The organism is Pseudomonas sp. 06C 126 (genome assembly GCF_001855215.1).
GTDB classification, from domain to species: domain Bacteria; phylum Pseudomonadota; class Gammaproteobacteria; order Pseudomonadales; family Pseudomonadaceae; genus Aquipseudomonas; species Aquipseudomonas proteolytica.
Map to the genome: position 1 here is coordinate 1 of NZ_MIFU01000130.1, position 16,735 is coordinate 16,735.

A 16,735-nucleotide genomic window follows, 5' to 3' on the forward strand; every position below is an offset into this window, starting at 1 on the left:
TGCTTACTTTTGCGCTGTTCAAAAGTGAGCCGCCGTAAGGGCGGAACCCATACCCGCCGTTACCGCGGCAACGGATATGTACACATACCCAGAAGAGCGAGTTGTGTAGATACTCATGGCTATCGCAGGCAAGCCAGCTCCCACATTTGAAGGGGTTAACACTTCAAATAGGTGGGAGCGGGCTTGCCCGCGATAGCGGTCGCACAGACACCGCCGATCACAAGCCTGCTAACATGCGCGGCAAACACCCCTGCCGTGACGACGCCAGCCGATGCCCATCGCTCCAAGCTCTGCCAACAAGCCTCACTTGAACGCTGTGCTCACGCACTTCAACGACCTGATCGTGCCGCTCTGGCAGGGCCCCGGCTGGAATGCCGAGTTGGCGTTGCCCTATGAGGCGCTGGATGCCGATCACCGCCCCTTGCCCCCACAGCGCTACCGCGCCATGGCCTGTGCGCGGCAGTTGTACGTGTTTGCCAGCCTGATCGGCGAGCCGGGCCAGGACTTTGCCGAAGAACGTGCCGCGGCGTTGTTTCGCTCGCTGCAACGGCACTTCCACGACGCCGAGCACGGTGGCTGGTTCTACAGCATCGACCCCCACGGCAAGCCGCTGGACAAGCGCAAAGACCTGTATACCCACGCGTTTATCATCTTCGCCTGCGCCCATTACTGGGCCAAGGTCCGTGAGCCGCTGGTGGAATCAGTGCTCAATGCCGCCCTGGAAGTGGTTGCCGAACGCTTTGCCACGGGCGACGGCCTGTATGAGGCGGTAGTGGAGCGTAACTGGTCATCCCTCAAGTCCGGCCCGCTGCAAAACCCGCTGATGCACCTGGCCGAAGGCTTCCTCGCCACCCTCGCGGTGCGTGAAGACGCCGCAGTGCAACAGGCCCTGCTGGCATTGGCGACGGCCATGCAGCAGCGTTTCATCGACCGCCAGCATGGGGTGATGATGGAGAAGCCGCTGGGTGCTGTGGATAACTGGTTCGAACCGGGGCACCAGTTCGAGTGGTTCTTCCTCCTGGAGTCCTCACCCGTATTGCGCGGCACTGCGCTGCATGCCTCGCTGAGCCGGGCATTTGCCTATGCCGAGCAGATGGGTGTGGATAACGTGAGTGGCGCAGTCAGTGGCATGTTGGCCCTGGACGGTACCGTGCGTGACGGCACCCAACGCATCTGGGCCCAGGCCGAGTACCTGCGGGCACTGACTTTGCGTGCGGGTAGCGCAGCGGTGCTGCAGCGCCAATTGCTGGCGTTGCAGCAGCATTTCTTGCATGCCCGGGGCTGGAATGAGTGCCTGGATGCCAAGGGAGAGGTGAGCCGCCGGGATATGCCGTCGACTACGCCCTACCATTTGGCGACGTGCTATCAGGGCCTGATCGAATTTTTCGGCTGATCTTTGCGGCCCCTTCGCAGGCAAGCCAGCTCCCACACTTGACCGAGCTCCATCTTTGGAATGCGGTCGAATGTGGGAGCTGGCTTGCCTGCGATAGCCTCACCGCGGTCTAACTGACTATCAGGCAATCCACTTGCGATCGCCGGTAAAGCTGATGGTCAACCAACGCGCCTTGTCCGCCGCGCCCAGCCCTGTGGATATCTCTTCACGCAGCTCATCGAGCGTTGCGACTTTATCCACCGGGTAGTCAGCCGGCAACACCACATGAATCTCGATAAACCGCGCGCGCCCGTGTTTCTGCACGTAGGACACGTAGTCCTCGAAACCATGCCGGGCCTGGGCCGCGTCCATCACTTCGCGCACCTTGTCGTCCAACTGGTCCGGGGCAATCCCCAGCACATCGCGCAAGGCCGGGCGCAGGATCTTCAAGGCCGGCGCCAGCATGCTCAGGGCCAGCAGGATCAGGATCATGGGGTCGACATACACCGCCCACTCGCCATAGCCCTGGGACTTGAGCAGCAACGCGGCCAGGAAGCTCACCAGCAAGCCCACCGAGAGCATCGCGTCCACCAGCCAACTGATGTTGTCGAACTGGATCAACGACGATTGCAGCTTGCGGTTGCGGTGGCGCACATAGAAGAAGTACGCGAACTCGACCACGGTAAACACCGCGGCGTAGATGATCACCAGCCCCAACTCGATCTCGCGCCCGCCATTGATAATGCCGAACACCCCGTTGAGAAACGCATAGATGGCGATCAACAGCAGGAAACTGCCCTCGATCAGCAGCACCATGGGCTCCAGGTGCCAGTAGCCGAACTGGAAACGGTCGTTGCTTTTCTTGGCGATCAGCTTGGCCGTGATCAGCATCAGTACCTTGATAAAGGTCGCGATCAGCGAGAAAAAGCCATCGAATAAAATGGATTGGGCGCCTGATATCACACCCGTGACAATCCCGGCGATCGCCACGGCGAACATCAGGATGGTCGATTGTTTGAGCAGTGCCTGCTCACCTCGGTTACTCACATATCCTCCTGTCAAAACCTTTAAACCGCTGGGTGCGGTGGGGTTTTCAGGAGTGGAGTGTACCTTATGCCCTGTTTTGACCGATCTGACGCCTTCGCGGGCACGTCGAATCGTCGCACCGGCGGTGCAATGACCCGACTTGCCCGCGAAACACGCGACGCAGTCTCAAGCCTTACTTGGCCCCACGCTCAATCGCAAACCCAGCCCAGGTCTGGCTCACTGGCATCAGTTCCAGGCGGTTGATGTTCACGTGCGCCGGGGTGTTCATCACCCAGAAGATGGTGTCGGCAATGTCCTGGGGCTGGATCGGCTCGGCGCCGGCGTAGGTGGCGTCGTAACGCGCCTGGTCACCGCCAAAGCGCACCAGGGAGAACTCACTCTCGCACAGGCCCGGCTCGATGTTGGTCACGCGCACGCCAGTGCCTTGCAGGTCGCAGCGCAGGTTCAGCGAGAACTGTTTGACGAACGCCTTGGAGCCGCCATACACGTGGCTGCCCGGGTACGGGTAGTTGCCGGCGATGGAGCCCAGGTTGATGATCCCGGCACCACGGCCATGGGCGATCAGGCGCGGCAGCAGCAGGCTGGTGGTGGTCAGCAGGCCCTTGATGTTGGTGTCGACCATGGTTTCCCAATCGTCGAGGCTGCACTTAGGCGCCGGGTCAGTGCCCACCGCCAGGCCGGCGTTGTTGATCAGCCCGCGTAGCTTGCTGAACGACGCTGGCAGGTTGGCAATCGCTTCTTCCATGCCCTTGCGGTCACGCACGTCCACTACCAGGCCATGCACCTCGGTCTGCTTGGAAAGCTCCTCGACCAGCGCATTCAAGCGCTCGGCACGCCGGCCGGTGAGCACCAGTTTCCAGCCGGCCTCAGCGAAGCGACGGGCACAGGCTTCGCCGAAACCTGAGGTTGCGCCAGTAATAAACAGCGTGTTGGACATGGTGTTCTCCTTGCAGGCATCGAGAAAAAATCAGCCAGCAGAATGCCCTTACGCCGCCGTCGCGGCAACCGCTATGCACATAATCCCACGCATACCTGGTCACTTTTTAACCACACCACGTAAAGCCTTGTGAACCGTGGCTTACAGCCATGTGCGCGCAGGTTATCCACAGCTGCGCCCACAGTCTTTGGGGGCAACTGCAAAACCCTCCAGGCCGCTATGTACAAGGCTTTCAGCGCGATTCAAAAAGTTTTTTGCTTGACCTTGGACCCGCCCTATGTAGGCCTGTGCAAAGCAACGCGCCGAGGGACATGGCTCCAGGCCAGTAAATCCGGCCTCTACCAAGGTCTTTCCAGAGTTTAACCACAGACTTATCCACAGGCTCCGGCATCATCTTTCGGTCATATACCTGTGTCTATGAACAGGTTGACAAATCCTGTGCAAGCCCACGAAAAAGCCGCTGATCAAAAAACACTCACCACGCTGCAGGCCACGTAAATAGAGGCTTGCAGCCAGCTACTCCCATGTTACCCACAGCCGGTTCCACAGTGGATGGGGACAAGTCATTTGTGTGACAAAACAGGGATTTGCGGCGGCTATATGTCGCGCTTTGGCAGGTGTGTGGATTTGTTTTCCACAATTTGCCTATGCGCCTGTGGACTACCGAAAAATGTAAGAGCCGGCTCTATGTGGGAGCCGGGCTTGCCCGCGAAGGCCCCCCTCGATTTACCGGAAACACCGAGGGGGATGCATCGCAGGCAAGCCAGCTCCCACACAAAGCCGGCGCCTACAATGGGGGCGGGGTTTAGTGCCCGCCGAGGTAGGCGTTGCGCACTTCCTCGTTCACCAGCAGCTCTTTGCCGCTGCCTGTGAGGCGAATCTCGCCGTTGACCATCACATACGCCCGGTCAGACAGGCGCAGCGCGTGGTTGGCGTTCTGCTCCACCAAAAAGATGGTCATCCCGGTGGCGGCCAACTCACGCAGTGTGGCAAAAATCTGCTTCACCACGATCGGTGCCAACCCCAGGCTCGGTTCATCGAGCAGCAGCAGCTTGGGCCGGCTCATCAGCGCCCGTGCGATGGCGAGCATTTGCTGCTCGCCACCGGACATAGTCATTGCGCGCTGGTTGCGCCGTTCCTTGAGCCGTGGAAACAGCTCGAACATGCGTTGCATATCTTCGCTGGCGTGCTTGTCACCAATCGGGATGGTGCCCATCAGCAGGTTTTCCTCGACGGTCATGTCGGGGAACACCCGCCGCCCTTCCGGGGACTGGGCGATGCCGTTGGAGGCGATGTAGTGGGACGACTTGTGGGTAATGTCCACGCCCTGATACAGGATCTGCCCGGACTCGGCGCGCGGCTGGCCGAAGATCGACATCAGCAGCGTGGACTTGCCCGCGCCATTGGAGCCGATCAGGCTCACCGTCTCGCCTTCGTCGATGTGCAGCGAGACCTTCTTCAAGGCCTGGATCGGGCCATAGAACACGTCCAGGTCCTTCATTTCGAGGATAGGCGTCGTCATACCAACTCCTCTTCATCGGCGCCCAAGTAGGCCGCGATCACTTTCGGGTCGTTGCGGATCGCTTCCGGCCCCCCCTCGGCGATGACGTTGCCGTGGTCCAGCACCACAATGTGGTCGGAAATACTCATCACCATGCCCATGTCGTGCTCGATCAGTACCACTGTGAGGTCGTGTTCGTCGCGCAGCAGGCGAATCATCGCGCTGAGGGCTTCGGTTTCCTGGGGGTTGAGGCCCGCAGCCGGTTCGTCCAGGCAGATGATCTGCGGCCGGGTGCACATGGCCCGGGCGATTTCCAGGCGGCGCTGCTGGCCGTAGGAGAGCTCGCCAGCCAGGCGGTTGGCGCAGTCCACCAGGTCCACCACTTCCAGCCAGTAGAAGGCATGGTCCAGTGCATCGCTTTCGGCCTTGCGGTAGCCCTTGGTGTTGAGGATGCCCGCCAGCATGTTGCGGTTGACCCACATGTGTTGGGCCACCAGCAGGTTTTCCACCACAGACATTTCCTTGAACAGGCGAATGTTCTGGAACGTGCGGGCCAGGCCGGCGCGGTTCACCAGGTGGGTGCCGCCGAACATCTTGTAGTACACCCGGCTGAAAAAGCTCTTGGGCGAAACAAAGTCGGTGGGCTTGAAACGTTCCCCCAGCAACTGGATCACGTTGGTCTGCTTGCCGCGGATGTTGAGTTCGATCTTGCCGCCGCTGGCCGTATAAAACCCGGTCAGGCAGTTGAACACCGTGGTCTTGCCGGCGCCGTTGGGGCCGATCAGGGCGAAGATCGAGTTGCGCTCGACCTTGAGGCTTACATCGCTCAAGGCCTTGATGCCACCGAAGTGCATCATCAGGTGTTCCACGTTGAGAACGACTTCCTTGCTCATGGCGCCACCCCTTTGCGTGGTGTCACACCGGTACGGCTGATCCGGATCAGGCCCCGTGGCCGCCAGATCATCATCACCACCATCAACACGCCGAACAGCAGTACGCGGTACTCGGAGAAGCTGCGCAGCAGTTCAGGTGCCACGGTGAGCACAAACGCGGCAATTACCACGCCCACCGTCGAGCCCATGCCGCCCAGCACCACAATCGCAAGGATCAACGCCGATTCGAAGAAGGTAAACGACGAGGGGTTGACGAAGCCCTGGTAGCTGGCAAAAAACACACCGGCCAGGCCAGCAGTGGACGCACCAATGGTGAACGCCGAAAGCTTCACCAGCACGTGGTTCAAGCCCATGGAGCGGCAGGCGATCTCATCTTCACGCAAGGCTTCCCAGGCGCGGCCCACCGGCATGCGAGTCAGGCGGTGCTTGATGTACAACACCAGCAATACCACCAGAAACAGCACGATGTAGATGAACAGGAATTTCACGTTGGGGTTGTAGGCAATGCCGAAGAACTCATGGAACGGCACCCCGCCTTCCTTGGCCCGCCGGCCGAATTCCAGGCCGAGGAACGTCGGCGATGGCACCGGCATGCCGTTCGGCCCACCGGTAAACGACAGCCAGTTATTGAGCACCAGGCGGATGATTTCACCAAAACCCAGGGTCACGATGGCCAGGTAGTCACCGTGCATTCGCAACACCGGGAATCCCAGAATACATCCGGCCAACGCCGCCGCGATGGCCGCCAGTGGCAGCACCGTCCAGAAGCCCAGCCCGAGGTATTGATAACCCAGGGCCAGGCCATAGGCGCCGATGGCGTAGAACGCCACGTAACCCAGGTCGAGCAGCCCGGCCAGGCCGACCACGATGTTCAGGCCCAGGCCCAGCAACACGTAGATCAGCCCGAGGATCACCACAGTCAGCAGGTACTTGTTGGCGAAAAACGGAAAGACGATGGCGATCACGATCAGCGCCGGGATGATCCAGCGCAGCCGCGACTTGTAGTCCGGCGCCAGCACATGCACGCCGGAGCCCGAGTTTTCAAAGCCCTGGAGAATCTTCAAGCCCTTGGGGGTTTGCAGGAACAGGCTCATGACCAGGCGCCCGGCCATCACAATGGCCACCAGCAAGCCCACGCGGGCGGGCTCCAGGTTGAAGCTGTAGCCGTCCAGGACCACGCCGACGATGGGCCCGAACACGATCAGGGAAATCAGCCCGGCGAGGACTGCATCGACCACACTTTTCTTGATATCGATAGATTTGGCTGCAGACATGTTTACACCTTCGCCACGAGTGGGCGACCAAGCAGGCCCTGGGGACGGAAAATCAGAATCACCACCAGCAGGGAGAAACTGAACACGTCTTTGTAGTCAGAGTTGATCAACCCCGAGAACAGCGACTCGGAAATCCCCAGGATGATCCCGCCCAGCATCGCCCCAGGCAGGGAGCCGATGCCGCCGAGTACCGCTGCGGTAAATGCCTTGATGCCAATGATGAAGCCGGCATAGAAGTCGAACGTGCCGTAGTTCAGGGTGATCAGCACACCGGCCAGGGCCGCCATGGCCGCACCGATGACAAACACGTAGGAGATCACGCGGTCGGTGTTGATCCCCAGGATCGAGGCCATCTTGCGGTCTTGCTGGGTCGCGCGGCACATGCGGCCGAGCTTGGTGTACTTGATGATGTAGGTCAGCAGCGCCATGCCGGCAAAGGCCGCGACCAGGATAAACACCTTGGTGTAGGTCAACTGCACGAACCCAGTGCCGATATCGACGCGCCAGGCGCCGGCCAGCAGGGTCGGAATGCCTTGTTGCTTGGCGCCCTGGGCGATCTGCGCGTAGTTCTGCAGGATCAGCGAGATCCCGATGGCACTGATCAGCGGGGCCAGGCGGGTGGAGTTGCGCAACGGTTTGTAGGCGACACGCTCGATGACCCAGCCGTAGACGCCGGTGACGACGACGGTGAATATCAGGGTGCCGAGTATGAGCAGCGGGAAGGATTCAAGACCGAAGTACGCCAGCAGTGCCAGACTGATCGCCGCGAGGTAAGCAGAAATCATATAAACCTCGCCGTGGGCGAAGTTGATCATGCCAATGATGCCATAGACCATTGTGTAGCCGATGGCGATCAGGCCATAGACCGACCCGAGGGTCAGGCCGTTGACCAGTTGCTGCAGGAAAATACCATCCATAACGCAATCTCACGCGGTGAGAACCTGCACACCATCAGGTGTGCGGCCCTTCTGGAGGAAAAGACAGATTGGGTGCCGGACACCATGGCCCGGGCAACCTCGATCCAATGTGGGAGCTGGCTTGCCGGCGATAGCGGTTTCACATTCAACACAGGTGTTGGCTGTCAGTCCGTCATCGCGGGCAAGCCCGGCTCCCACACGGGGTCGGTGGTGGCTGGTTGATTACTTCTGCTTTTCCAACTGGTGGTATTTGCCGTCCTTATCCCACTGGTACACCACGTAGTCGGAGACCTTCAGGTCGCCCTTGGTATCCCACTCTTTCTTGCCCATCACGGTTTGCACCGGATTGGCCTTGAGCCACTTGGCCGCGTCTTCACCCTTGTTGGACTTGGCGCCATTGAAACCGGCCGCCAGGGCCTGGATCGAAGCGTAGGCGTACAGGGTGTAGCCTTCAGGCTCGGTGCCGTTTTTGCGGAACTCTTCCACCACCGCCTTGCTGTCTGGCAGCAGGCGCGGGTCGGCGCCGAAGGTCATGTAGACGCCATCGACGTACTGCGCACCACCGGCGGTCGCCACCAGTTCATCGGTCACTACACCATCGTCGGACATGAACTTGACGTCCTTGAGGCCCGCTTCACGGATCTGGCGCACCAGAGGGCCGGCTTCCGGGTGCAGGCCGCCGAAGTACACGACGTCGGCGCCCTGGGCGCGGATCTTGGTGACCAGGGCGCTGAAGTCTTTCTCGCCACGGGTCAGGCCTTCCTCTATCACCGGCTTGACGCCGCGCTTGGTCAACTGGGCTGCGGTGGCATCGGCCAGGCCTTTGCCGTAGGTGTCCTTGTCGTTGATAACGGCGACTTTCTTGCCCTTGAGCACGTCGACAATGTAGTCACCGGCAACGATGCCCTGCTGGTCGTCACGCCCGCACATACGGAACATGGCGCCCAGGCCACGCTCGGTGACTTGTGGGTTGGTGGAGCCTGGAGTGATGGCGATGATGCCCGCTTCGTCGTACACCTCGGAGGCTGGAATGGTGTTCGAGGAGCAGAAGTGTCCGACCACGCCGATCACTTTGTCCTGGTCGGCCAAGCGGTTGGCCACGGCCACGGCCTGCTTGGGCTCGCAGGCATCGTCACCTGCCACCAACTTGATCTGCTCGCCGTTGATCCCGCCGGCCTTGTTGATAACGTCAGCTGCCGCCTGGGCACCTTTCATGTACTGCTCACCGAAGGCTGCGTTGGCACCTGTCATCGGCCCCGCCACGCCAATCTTCACATCAGCTTGAACAAACGTAGAAACACCCAGCGCGGCAGCTACCGCGAGGGCCAGGAAACCTTTCTTGTAAAACGTCTGGGACATGAGTGGTGCTCCGAGTTTTTTGTTGAATGGGCACTGCAATTTCACTTCAAACTTTCACTTGAAACCTTCACTGGAAAGCTGAGAGCAAGCAGCGTGCCATTGCGTTTTTTTATTTCAGAAAGACACGGTGTCATTGTTATTACAGGTGTTTCGGTGCCTTTTTGGCGGGACGTGCAACCCTCTAGATCACAGAGGTGCAACCAAGGTGCAAAAAAGGTAAAACCCGCTCGATGAACTGATGTCAGCCAGCCATCAAGCGCGCCTTAGAGCATCTGTAACCATGTGCGTAACGGAAGTGCACATTTACAGTGCGTCACTGCTACGACTCGCACCAATACAGATTAGTAGCCGGCTAAGAAAATGCCGGCTTCTGAAGGGTATTTCGCTGATCAGATGACAATTCGCAGGCATTGGCCGGCGTGGTAAAGCGAAAACCCCGCCTCGTACAGGCAACTGCGCAGGCCTACACCGGCCAGCGGCTGCATCGGCGCAAACGGAATCGGCAAGGCCTGGGGATCCTGGTGGCACAAATAGTCGGCAAATGCCTTGCCCACCACGCTGCCCGTGGTCACGCCACGCCCGTTGTAGCCAGTGACCGCCACCAAGCCGGGCGCAGGCTCGAAAAGCCGCATCAAATGGTCTGGGGTAAAGGCGATGCAGCCGGTCCAGGTGCATTCCCAGTCCACCGCCTTGAGGAACGGGAAGTAGTGCTGCTGCACGCGGTCAGCCCAGGCCTTGAGGAACCACACAGGTTTCTGGTTGCCATTGCCCAGGCTGCCGAGCAACAAACGCCCCTCGGCATCGCGGCGGATGCTGCTCAGCACTTGGCGTGTGTCCCAGGAACCCTGGCCGCCCGGCAGGATTTGTTGCGCAGCGTCATCGCTCAATGGCGCCGAAGCCACCTGGTAGTAATAGCCAGGGAAAAAATTGCGCCGCAGCTCGGTCCACTCGCCTTCGGTGTAGGCATTGGAGGCGATCACCACTTGTGCAGCCTGCACCGCGCCCTGGGCAGTTTGCACAGACCAGTGCTGGCCCTGGCGCTCCAGTTGCGTCACCGGGGAATGGTCGAACAACTGCCCGCCCAGGCCCACCGCCGCATTGGCCAGGCCACTGGTGTAGGCCATCGGGTTCAAGGTGCCGGCGCGCCGGTCGAGCAAGGCGGCAGCGATCTTCTTGGTGCCGGTGGCCTGCTCGCACGCAGCACCGGTCAATAACTCCACGGGCGCGCCACGGCGCTTCCATTGTTCCTCGCGGCTGCGCAGGTCGGCTTCGCCACGGGCGTTGTGCGCCATGTGCAATGTGCCCTCTCGGCGCAGTTGGCAATCAATTCTGTACTTGTCGATCAGGCTGAACACCAGGGACGGCGCCGCACCGAGCATGCGGTTGAGCTGGCTGCCCACCGCCGTGCCGAAACCGGCCTCGATGTCGTCCGGGGGGATCCACATCCCGGCGTTGACCAGGCCCACGTTACGCCCCGAACCGCCATGGCCGGTGCGATGGGCCTCCAGCACGCAGACACTTTTGCCTTGCTCCAGCAGATGGATGGCCGCCGACAAACCGGTGATACCGGCGCCAATCACACACACATCCACCTTGACCTCGCCCGTGAGCGCGGCGCGATCTGGCCGGCCAGGGGTCAGTTGTTCCCACAAACACGCTTCGCGTAATGGCATTGCCAGACTCCGGGATGAGACCTAACAAACAATTGTTGAACTGCAAACCCGATCAACTGTGGGAGCTGGCTTGCCTGCGATAGCGGTATTGGATTCGCCATCGCCATCGCAGGCAAGCCAGCTCCCACATTGACCGCATTTCGGCTGGCTCAGTCGAAGGTAATGCCCTGGGCCAGCGGCAATTCCAGCGAATAGTTCACGGTATTGGTCTGCCGGCGCATGTACCCGCGCCACGCATCCGAACCCGATTCACGCCCGCCACCGGTTTCTTTTTCACCGCCGAACGCGCCGCCGATCTCCGCACCGCTGGGGCCGATATTGACGTTGGCGATCCCGCAATCACTGCCTATCGCCGACATGAACTGCTCGGCCTCGCGCACATCGGTGGTAAAGATGCACGACGACAAGCCCTGCGGCACAGCGTTGTTCAGGCGCAGCGCCTCGGTGAAGTCCTTGTAGCCGACCACATACAGGATCGGCGCGAACGTTTCGTTGCACACCACATCGCTCTGCTCGGGCATTTCCACAATGGCCGGCGACACGTAGTACGCGTCAGGGAACTGCTCCTGCAACTGGCGCTTGCCGCCAAACACCTTGCCACCTTCGCTCAGGGCCTGCTCCAACGCGTCCTGCATGTTTTCAAAGCTGTGTTTGTCGATCAGCGGGCCGACCAGGTTGCCTTGCAGCGGGTGGCCGATGCGCACCTTGGAATAGGCGGCCTTGAGGCGCGTGACGATTTCTTCCTTGACCGACTCATGGGCGATCAACCGGCGCAGGCTGGTGCAACGCTGGCCGGCGGTACCCACCGCGCTGAACAGGATCGCGCGCACGGCCATGTCCAGGTCGGCGCTGGGGCCGAGGATCATCGCGTTGTTGCCGCCCAGCTCAAGAATGCTGCGGGCAAACCGCGCGGCGACCTTGGGCGCCACTTCGCGGCCCATGCGCGTGCTGCCGGTGGCGCTGATCAGTGCCACACGTGGGTCGTCCACCAGGGCAGCGCCGGCGTCACGCCCGCCAATGACCACCTGGCAGAGGTACGGCGGTGCATCGCTGAAGTTTTTCGCCACCCGCTCGAACAGCGCCTGGCAGGCCAGGGCGGTGAGCGGGGTCTTTTCCGAAGGCTTCCAGATCACCGCGTTGCCGCACACCAGCGCCAGCGCGGTGTTCCATGCCCACACCGCCACCGGGAAGTTGAAGGCGCTGATCACGCCGACCACGCCCAGCGGGTGCCAGGTTTCCCGCATATGGTGGCCAGGGCGCTCGGAGGCGATGGTCAACCCATACAACTGGCGCGACAGGCCCACGGCGAAGTCGCAGATGTCGATCATTTCCTGCACTTCCCCCAGGCCTTCCTGGGTGATTTTGCCGGCTTCCCAAGACACCAACTCGCCCAGGTCGGCCTTGTACTCACGCAGCAGGTCGCCGAACTGGCGCACCAGCTCACCGCGACGGGGTGCCGGCACCTTGCGCCAGGCGTCGAATGCATGCTCGGCGCGACTGACCTGCTGTTCGACCTCGGCGGCCCCTTCCCAGTGCACACTGGCGATGCGGCTGCCATCGATGGGTGAATGCACAGGCTGTTTACCGGCCTGGTACAACGCCGGGTCTACGCCGAGACGATCAAGCAATGCGGCAACCATGGGTCACTCCTTCAATCCACACAAAAATTGCGCCGCGACCAACACGACGATCAGCGCTTATTTGTAGCTGGCCCAGGACTTGCCAACAAACGACGTTTAGGCGAGATATCATTCCGTTTATTCATGCCAAAACAAAAAAGAGGCAGGCCGTGCTCAATAAAAGACATTTACCCTCGATCACCGCCCTGCAGTGCTTCGAGGCCGTGACCCGCCACCTGAGCTTCACCCGCGCCGCCGAGGAACTGAACCTTACACAGAGCGCGGTCAGCAAGCAGGTGGCGCAGCTGGAAGAGTTGCTGCAACACCTGTTGTTTCGCCGGGTGCGCCGCCGCTTGCAGATGACCCCCGCGGGCGATCTGTACCTGGTGGAAGTGCGAAAGATCTTGAGCCAGGTGGAGATGTCGACCCACTACCTGCGCTCCTACGGCGGCGAGACCGAAGTACTGCGCGTGTCCACGCCCTACACCTTCGGCGCCCGCTGGCTGGTGCCGCGCCTCAAGGGCTGGCGCCTGCGCCACCCGCAGATTCACCTGGACCTGTGCAACGAGCAGACCCCGGAAGAGTTGCTGCAAGGCAAGGCCGACTTGGCGTTTTACTTCGGCACAGGCTCGCGACCGGGCACCGAGAGCCTCAAGTTGTTCGGCGAAGAGTTGGTACCGGTGTGCGCTCCCGAGAGCCTGCCGGCCCAGCCGTTGCGTGACCCCACGCAACTGAGCGAACTGGTGCTTCTGCAAAACGCCTCGCGCCCCCAGGGCTGGCACGACTGGTTCGCCAGCCTGGGCTACCAGACCGAGCACAGCTACCACGGGCCGCGCTTTGACACCTTCTATATGTGCATCCGCGCCGCCCAGGTGGGCTGTGGCGTGGCGCTTCTGCCACGGTTCCTGGTGGAAGAAGAGCTGGCAGACGGCAAGTTGGTGATCCCCTGGCAACATGCAATGCCCAGCCAGGATGCGTACTACCTGGCGTATCCAGAGCATTCGGCGGAGGTGCCCAAGGTGCGGGATTTTGTGAAGTGGATGATGGAGCAGGTTGTTTAGCCCCTGGAATGCTCCCACATTTGGAATGCATTCTCCTGTGGGAGCTGGCTTGCCTGCGATGACGCCAGAGGCCACGACAAAAAAACCTCTGGCAAAACAACACAGGTCTATGCGCCACTAGCGCCATTCTTGTCTGGAGATTCCCGTTATGAGCGAGAGTGTGTTTGCCGATCGCATCGTGCAGAACCTGCTCGACACCGACTTCTACAAGCTGACCATGATGCAGGCGGTGCTGCACAACTACCCCAATGTGGAAGTTGAATGGGAATTCCGTTGCCGTAACAGCGAAGACCTGCGCCCGTATCTGGCAGAAATCCGTTACCAGATCGAGCGCCTGGCCGAGTTGAGCCTGAGCCCGGATCAACTGGGCTTTCTGGAACGCATCAGCTTCATGAAGCCGGACTTCCTGCGCTTCCTCGGCCTGTTCCGCTTCAACCTGCGCTACGTGCAGACCGGCATCGAGAACGGCGAGTTGTTTATCCGCCTGCGCGGCCCGTGGCTGCACGTGATCCTGTTTGAAGTACCACTGCTGGCCATCGTCAGCGAAGTGCGCAACCGTTATCGCTACCAGACCATCATCCTGGAGCAGGCGCGCGAGCAGTTGTATCGCAAGTTCGACTGGCTGAGCGCCAACGCCAGCAGCGACGAGCTGGCCGAGTTGCAGGTCGCGGACTTCGGCACGCGCCGGCGCTTCTCCTACCGCGTGCAGGAGGAAGTGGTGAATGTGCTCAAGCACGACTTCCCCGGCCGTTTCGTCGGCACCAGCAACGTACACCTGGCCCGCGAGCTGGACATGAAACCCCTGGGCACCATGGCCCATGAGTGGATCATGGCCCACCAGCAGCTGGGCCCGCGGCTGATCGACAGCCAGATCGCCGCACTCGATTGCTGGGTTCGCGAGTACCGTGGCCTGCTGGGTATCGCCCTGACCGATTGCATCACCACCGATGCCTTCCTCAGCGATTTCGATCTGTACTTCGCCAAGCTGTTCGACGGCCTGCGCCACGACTCTGGCGACCCGGTGCAGTGGGCCGAAAAAGCCATCGCCCATTACCATAAGCTGGGCATCGAGCCGATGAGCAAGACCCTGGTGTTCTCCGACAGCCTGACGCTGCCCAAGGCCCTGGAGATTTTCCGCGCGCTGCGTGGACGGATCAATGTCAGCTTTGGCATCGGTACCAACCTGACCTGTGACATTCCAGGTGTGGAACCGATGAGCATCGTGCTTAAAATGACCGCCTGCAATGGCCAGCCCGTGGCGAAGATTTCCGATGAAGCGGGCAAGACCCACTGCACGGATCCGAACTTCGTCGCCTATTTGCGCCACGTTTTCAAAGTACCTGCCATCTCTAGCGAGGAGTGAATCATGCAAGCCGTACAGCGTGAGATTGCCCAACAGCTCAAGGTCCAACCACCGTTCCAGGACCACGCCGCCCTTGAAGCAGAAGTGGCCCGGCGGATCACCTTTATCCAGGACTGCCTGCTCAATTCGGGGCTCAAGACCCTGGTGCTCGGCATCAGCGGCGGCGTCGACTCCCTGACCGCCGGCCTGTTGGCCCAACGCGCGATGAAAGAGCTGCGCGCCCTCAAAGGCGATGACGCTTACCGTTTTATCGCGGTGCGCCTGCCTTACGAGACCCAGTTCGACGAACACGATGCCCAGGCCAGCGTCGACTTTATCAACCCCGACGAGCGCCACACGGTGAATATCGGCGCGGCGGTCAAGGCCCTGGCCAATGAAGTGGCGGCCTTCGAAGGCAAGGCGGCGGTGTCCCGTGACTTTGTGCTGGGCAATACCAAGGCGCGGATGCGCATGGTCGCGCAATACACCATCGCCGGCGCGGCGAGCGGCCTGGTGATCGGTACCGACCATGCGGCGGAAGCGGTAATGGGTTTTTTCACCAAGTTCGGCGATGGCGCCTGCGACCTGGCACCGTTGAGCGGGCTGGTGAAAAACCAGGTACGGGCGATTGCCCGGCACTTTGGTGCGCCTGAGTCGCTGGTGGAGAAGATCCCGACCGCCGACCTGGAAGACCTGTCACCGGGCAAGCCGGATGAAGCGTCCCATGGCGTGACCTATACCGAGATCGATGCATTCCTGCACGGCGAACCGGTGCGTGAAGAGGCGTTCAGGATTATCTGCGAGACCTATCGCAAGACTGAGCACAAGCGGGTGATGCCGTTTGCGCCGTGAGGTGATCCTGATAGTTGGGTATTGATTGTCAGACCGCTATCGCGGGCAAGCCCGCTCCCACCGTTTGATTTGTGAATACATTCAAATGTGGGAGCTGGCTTGCCTGCGATGAACGATAACGCGGTCTGTGGCCTTACTTCAGAGTCACAGTGCCTTTCATCATCGCGATGTGGCCTGGGAACGAGCAGAAGAACATGTATTTGCCGTCAGCCTTGAGCTTGGACACATCGAAGGTCACCGAGTCGGTTTCACCAGCGCCGATGATCTTGGTATGGGCGATGATGCGGGTATCGCCTTCTTTCAAGTAGTTCTTGTCGATACCGGCGGCCATGCCATCGGTTGCAACCGGCTGCATATCAGCCTCAGTGGTCAGCACCCAGTTATGGCCCATGACGTTCTTCGGCAGGTTGCCGGAGTGTTTCAGATCAACGGTGAACGTCTTGCAGCTCTTGTCGATTTCAATGGCCTTGGTGTCGAAGGACATTTGGTCAGTGGAGTCGACAGTGACCTTGCACTCTGCAGCAAGCAACTGGCCGCTAGCCAGCGTCAGCAGGGAAACAGCAACGATTTTGGCAAACATGTGAATCTCCAAGGCAGGGTTTAAAAAACGCATGTGCGACAAGGGTGCCTGAGGCAGGCAAATGTTCCAATGATCTGAATCAACAGATTGTATACAACTTTAGGCTATCAGACTGATCGACAGAATCAACCGGCCAAAGTGCCGCACACAACCTATGATCGGCCCATCTTTACTTCCTGGAGTCCGAGCCATGCACCTCAACAGCCTGTTGCGCAGCTTGCTTGCCACTTACGCCTGTGGCGCCAGCGGTACTTACGAAACGGTTAATGTCGACTAACGTTTAATCGGTAGAGGCGATTCTGAAACCC

General features: G+C 60.4%; 14 protein-coding genes. 4 read left to right on the top strand and 10 right to left on the bottom strand.

Going from position 1 to position 16,735, the window contains the following annotated elements:
* Positions 1 to 271: 271 nt before the first annotated feature.
* Positions 272 to 1,393, top strand: a complete 1,122-nt coding sequence (locus BHC62_RS24220; protein WP_070996417.1) for an AGE family epimerase/isomerase — start codon at positions 272 to 274, stop codon at positions 1,391 to 1,393.
* A 120-nt stretch (positions 1,394 to 1,513) separates the two neighbouring features.
* Here the strand turns inward: BHC62_RS24220 and BHC62_RS24225 are convergent, their stop codons facing one another.
* The 9 genes from BHC62_RS24225 to BHC62_RS24265 all read right to left on the bottom strand — a co-directional run bounded on the left by BHC62_RS24225 (position 1,514) and on the right by BHC62_RS24265 (position 12,613).
* Positions 1,514 to 2,419, bottom strand: a complete 906-nt coding sequence (locus BHC62_RS24225; RefSeq protein ID WP_029300498.1) for a cation diffusion facilitator family transporter — start codon at positions 2,417 to 2,419, stop codon at positions 1,514 to 1,516.
* Between the two features lie 172 nt (positions 2,420 to 2,591).
* The gene (locus BHC62_RS24230; RefSeq protein ID WP_029300500.1) at positions 2,592 to 3,356 is read right to left on the bottom strand and encodes an SDR family oxidoreductase; all 765 of its coding nucleotides are present in this window, start codon (positions 3,354 to 3,356) and stop codon (positions 2,592 to 2,594) included.
* An 805-nt stretch (positions 3,357 to 4,161) separates the two neighbouring features.
* Entirely contained in the window at positions 4,162 to 4,878 is a 717-nt protein-coding gene (locus BHC62_RS24235) for an ABC transporter ATP-binding protein (RefSeq protein WP_029300502.1), read from the bottom strand.
* Complete coding sequence (locus BHC62_RS24240; RefSeq protein ID WP_029300504.1) at positions 4,875 to 5,750, bottom strand: ABC transporter ATP-binding protein; 876 nt, start codon at positions 5,748 to 5,750, stop codon at positions 4,875 to 4,877. The genes BHC62_RS24235 and BHC62_RS24240 overlap by 4 nt, the downstream gene beginning before the upstream one ends.
* Positions 5,747 to 7,024 carry a high-affinity branched-chain amino acid ABC transporter permease LivM gene (livM, locus tag BHC62_RS24245; RefSeq protein ID WP_029300505.1) on the bottom strand — a complete coding sequence of 426 codons (1,278 nt, stop codon included), beginning with the start codon at positions 7,022 to 7,024 and terminating at the stop codon, positions 5,747 to 5,749. The genes BHC62_RS24240 and livM overlap by 4 nt, the downstream gene beginning before the upstream one ends.
* A 2-nt stretch (positions 7,025 to 7,026) precedes the next feature.
* Complete coding sequence (locus tag BHC62_RS24250) at positions 7,027 to 7,941, bottom strand: branched-chain amino acid ABC transporter permease (RefSeq protein ID WP_029300506.1); 915 nt, start codon at positions 7,939 to 7,941, stop codon at positions 7,027 to 7,029.
* 222 nt (positions 7,942 to 8,163) lie between these two features.
* On the bottom strand, positions 8,164 to 9,300 hold the full coding sequence (locus BHC62_RS24255) for a branched-chain amino acid ABC transporter substrate-binding protein (RefSeq protein WP_029300507.1): 1,137 nt from the start codon (positions 9,298 to 9,300) through the stop codon (positions 8,164 to 8,166).
* Positions 9,301 to 9,689: 389 nt separating this feature from the next.
* Positions 9,690 to 10,973 (bottom strand): FAD-binding oxidoreductase, encoded by a 1,284-nt coding sequence (locus BHC62_RS24260; RefSeq protein ID WP_029300509.1) that lies wholly within the window; start codon positions 10,971 to 10,973, stop codon positions 9,690 to 9,692.
* 149 nt (positions 10,974 to 11,122) lie between these two features.
* Positions 11,123 to 12,613, bottom strand: a complete 1,491-nt coding sequence (locus BHC62_RS24265) for an aldehyde dehydrogenase family protein (protein WP_070996418.1) — start codon at positions 12,611 to 12,613, stop codon at positions 11,123 to 11,125.
* A gap of 149 nt (positions 12,614 to 12,762) precedes the next feature.
* On the opposite strand from BHC62_RS24265, the gene BHC62_RS24270 reads away from it, so the two are divergent.
* The 3 genes from BHC62_RS24270 to nadE all read left to right on the top strand — a co-directional run bounded on the left by BHC62_RS24270 (position 12,763) and on the right by nadE (position 15,847).
* A complete protein-coding gene (locus BHC62_RS24270; RefSeq protein ID WP_070996419.1) occupies positions 12,763 to 13,653 on the top strand; it encodes a LysR family transcriptional regulator in 891 nt (296 codons plus the stop codon).
* A 148-nt stretch (positions 13,654 to 13,801) separates the two neighbouring features.
* On the top strand, positions 13,802 to 15,016 hold the full coding sequence (pncB, locus tag BHC62_RS24275; RefSeq protein ID WP_029300515.1) for a nicotinate phosphoribosyltransferase: 1,215 nt from the start codon (positions 13,802 to 13,804) through the stop codon (positions 15,014 to 15,016).
* Between the two features lie 3 nt (positions 15,017 to 15,019).
* Positions 15,020 to 15,847 (top strand): ammonia-dependent NAD(+) synthetase, encoded by an 828-nt coding sequence (gene nadE / locus BHC62_RS24280; RefSeq protein WP_070996420.1) that lies wholly within the window; start codon positions 15,020 to 15,022, stop codon positions 15,845 to 15,847.
* A 133-nt stretch (positions 15,848 to 15,980) separates the two neighbouring features.
* Here nadE and azu read toward each other — a convergent pair whose 3' ends face one another.
* A complete protein-coding gene (gene azu, locus BHC62_RS24285) occupies positions 15,981 to 16,427 on the bottom strand; it encodes an azurin (protein ID WP_029300520.1) in 447 nt (148 codons plus the stop codon).
* Positions 16,428 to 16,735 lie beyond the last annotated feature (308 nt).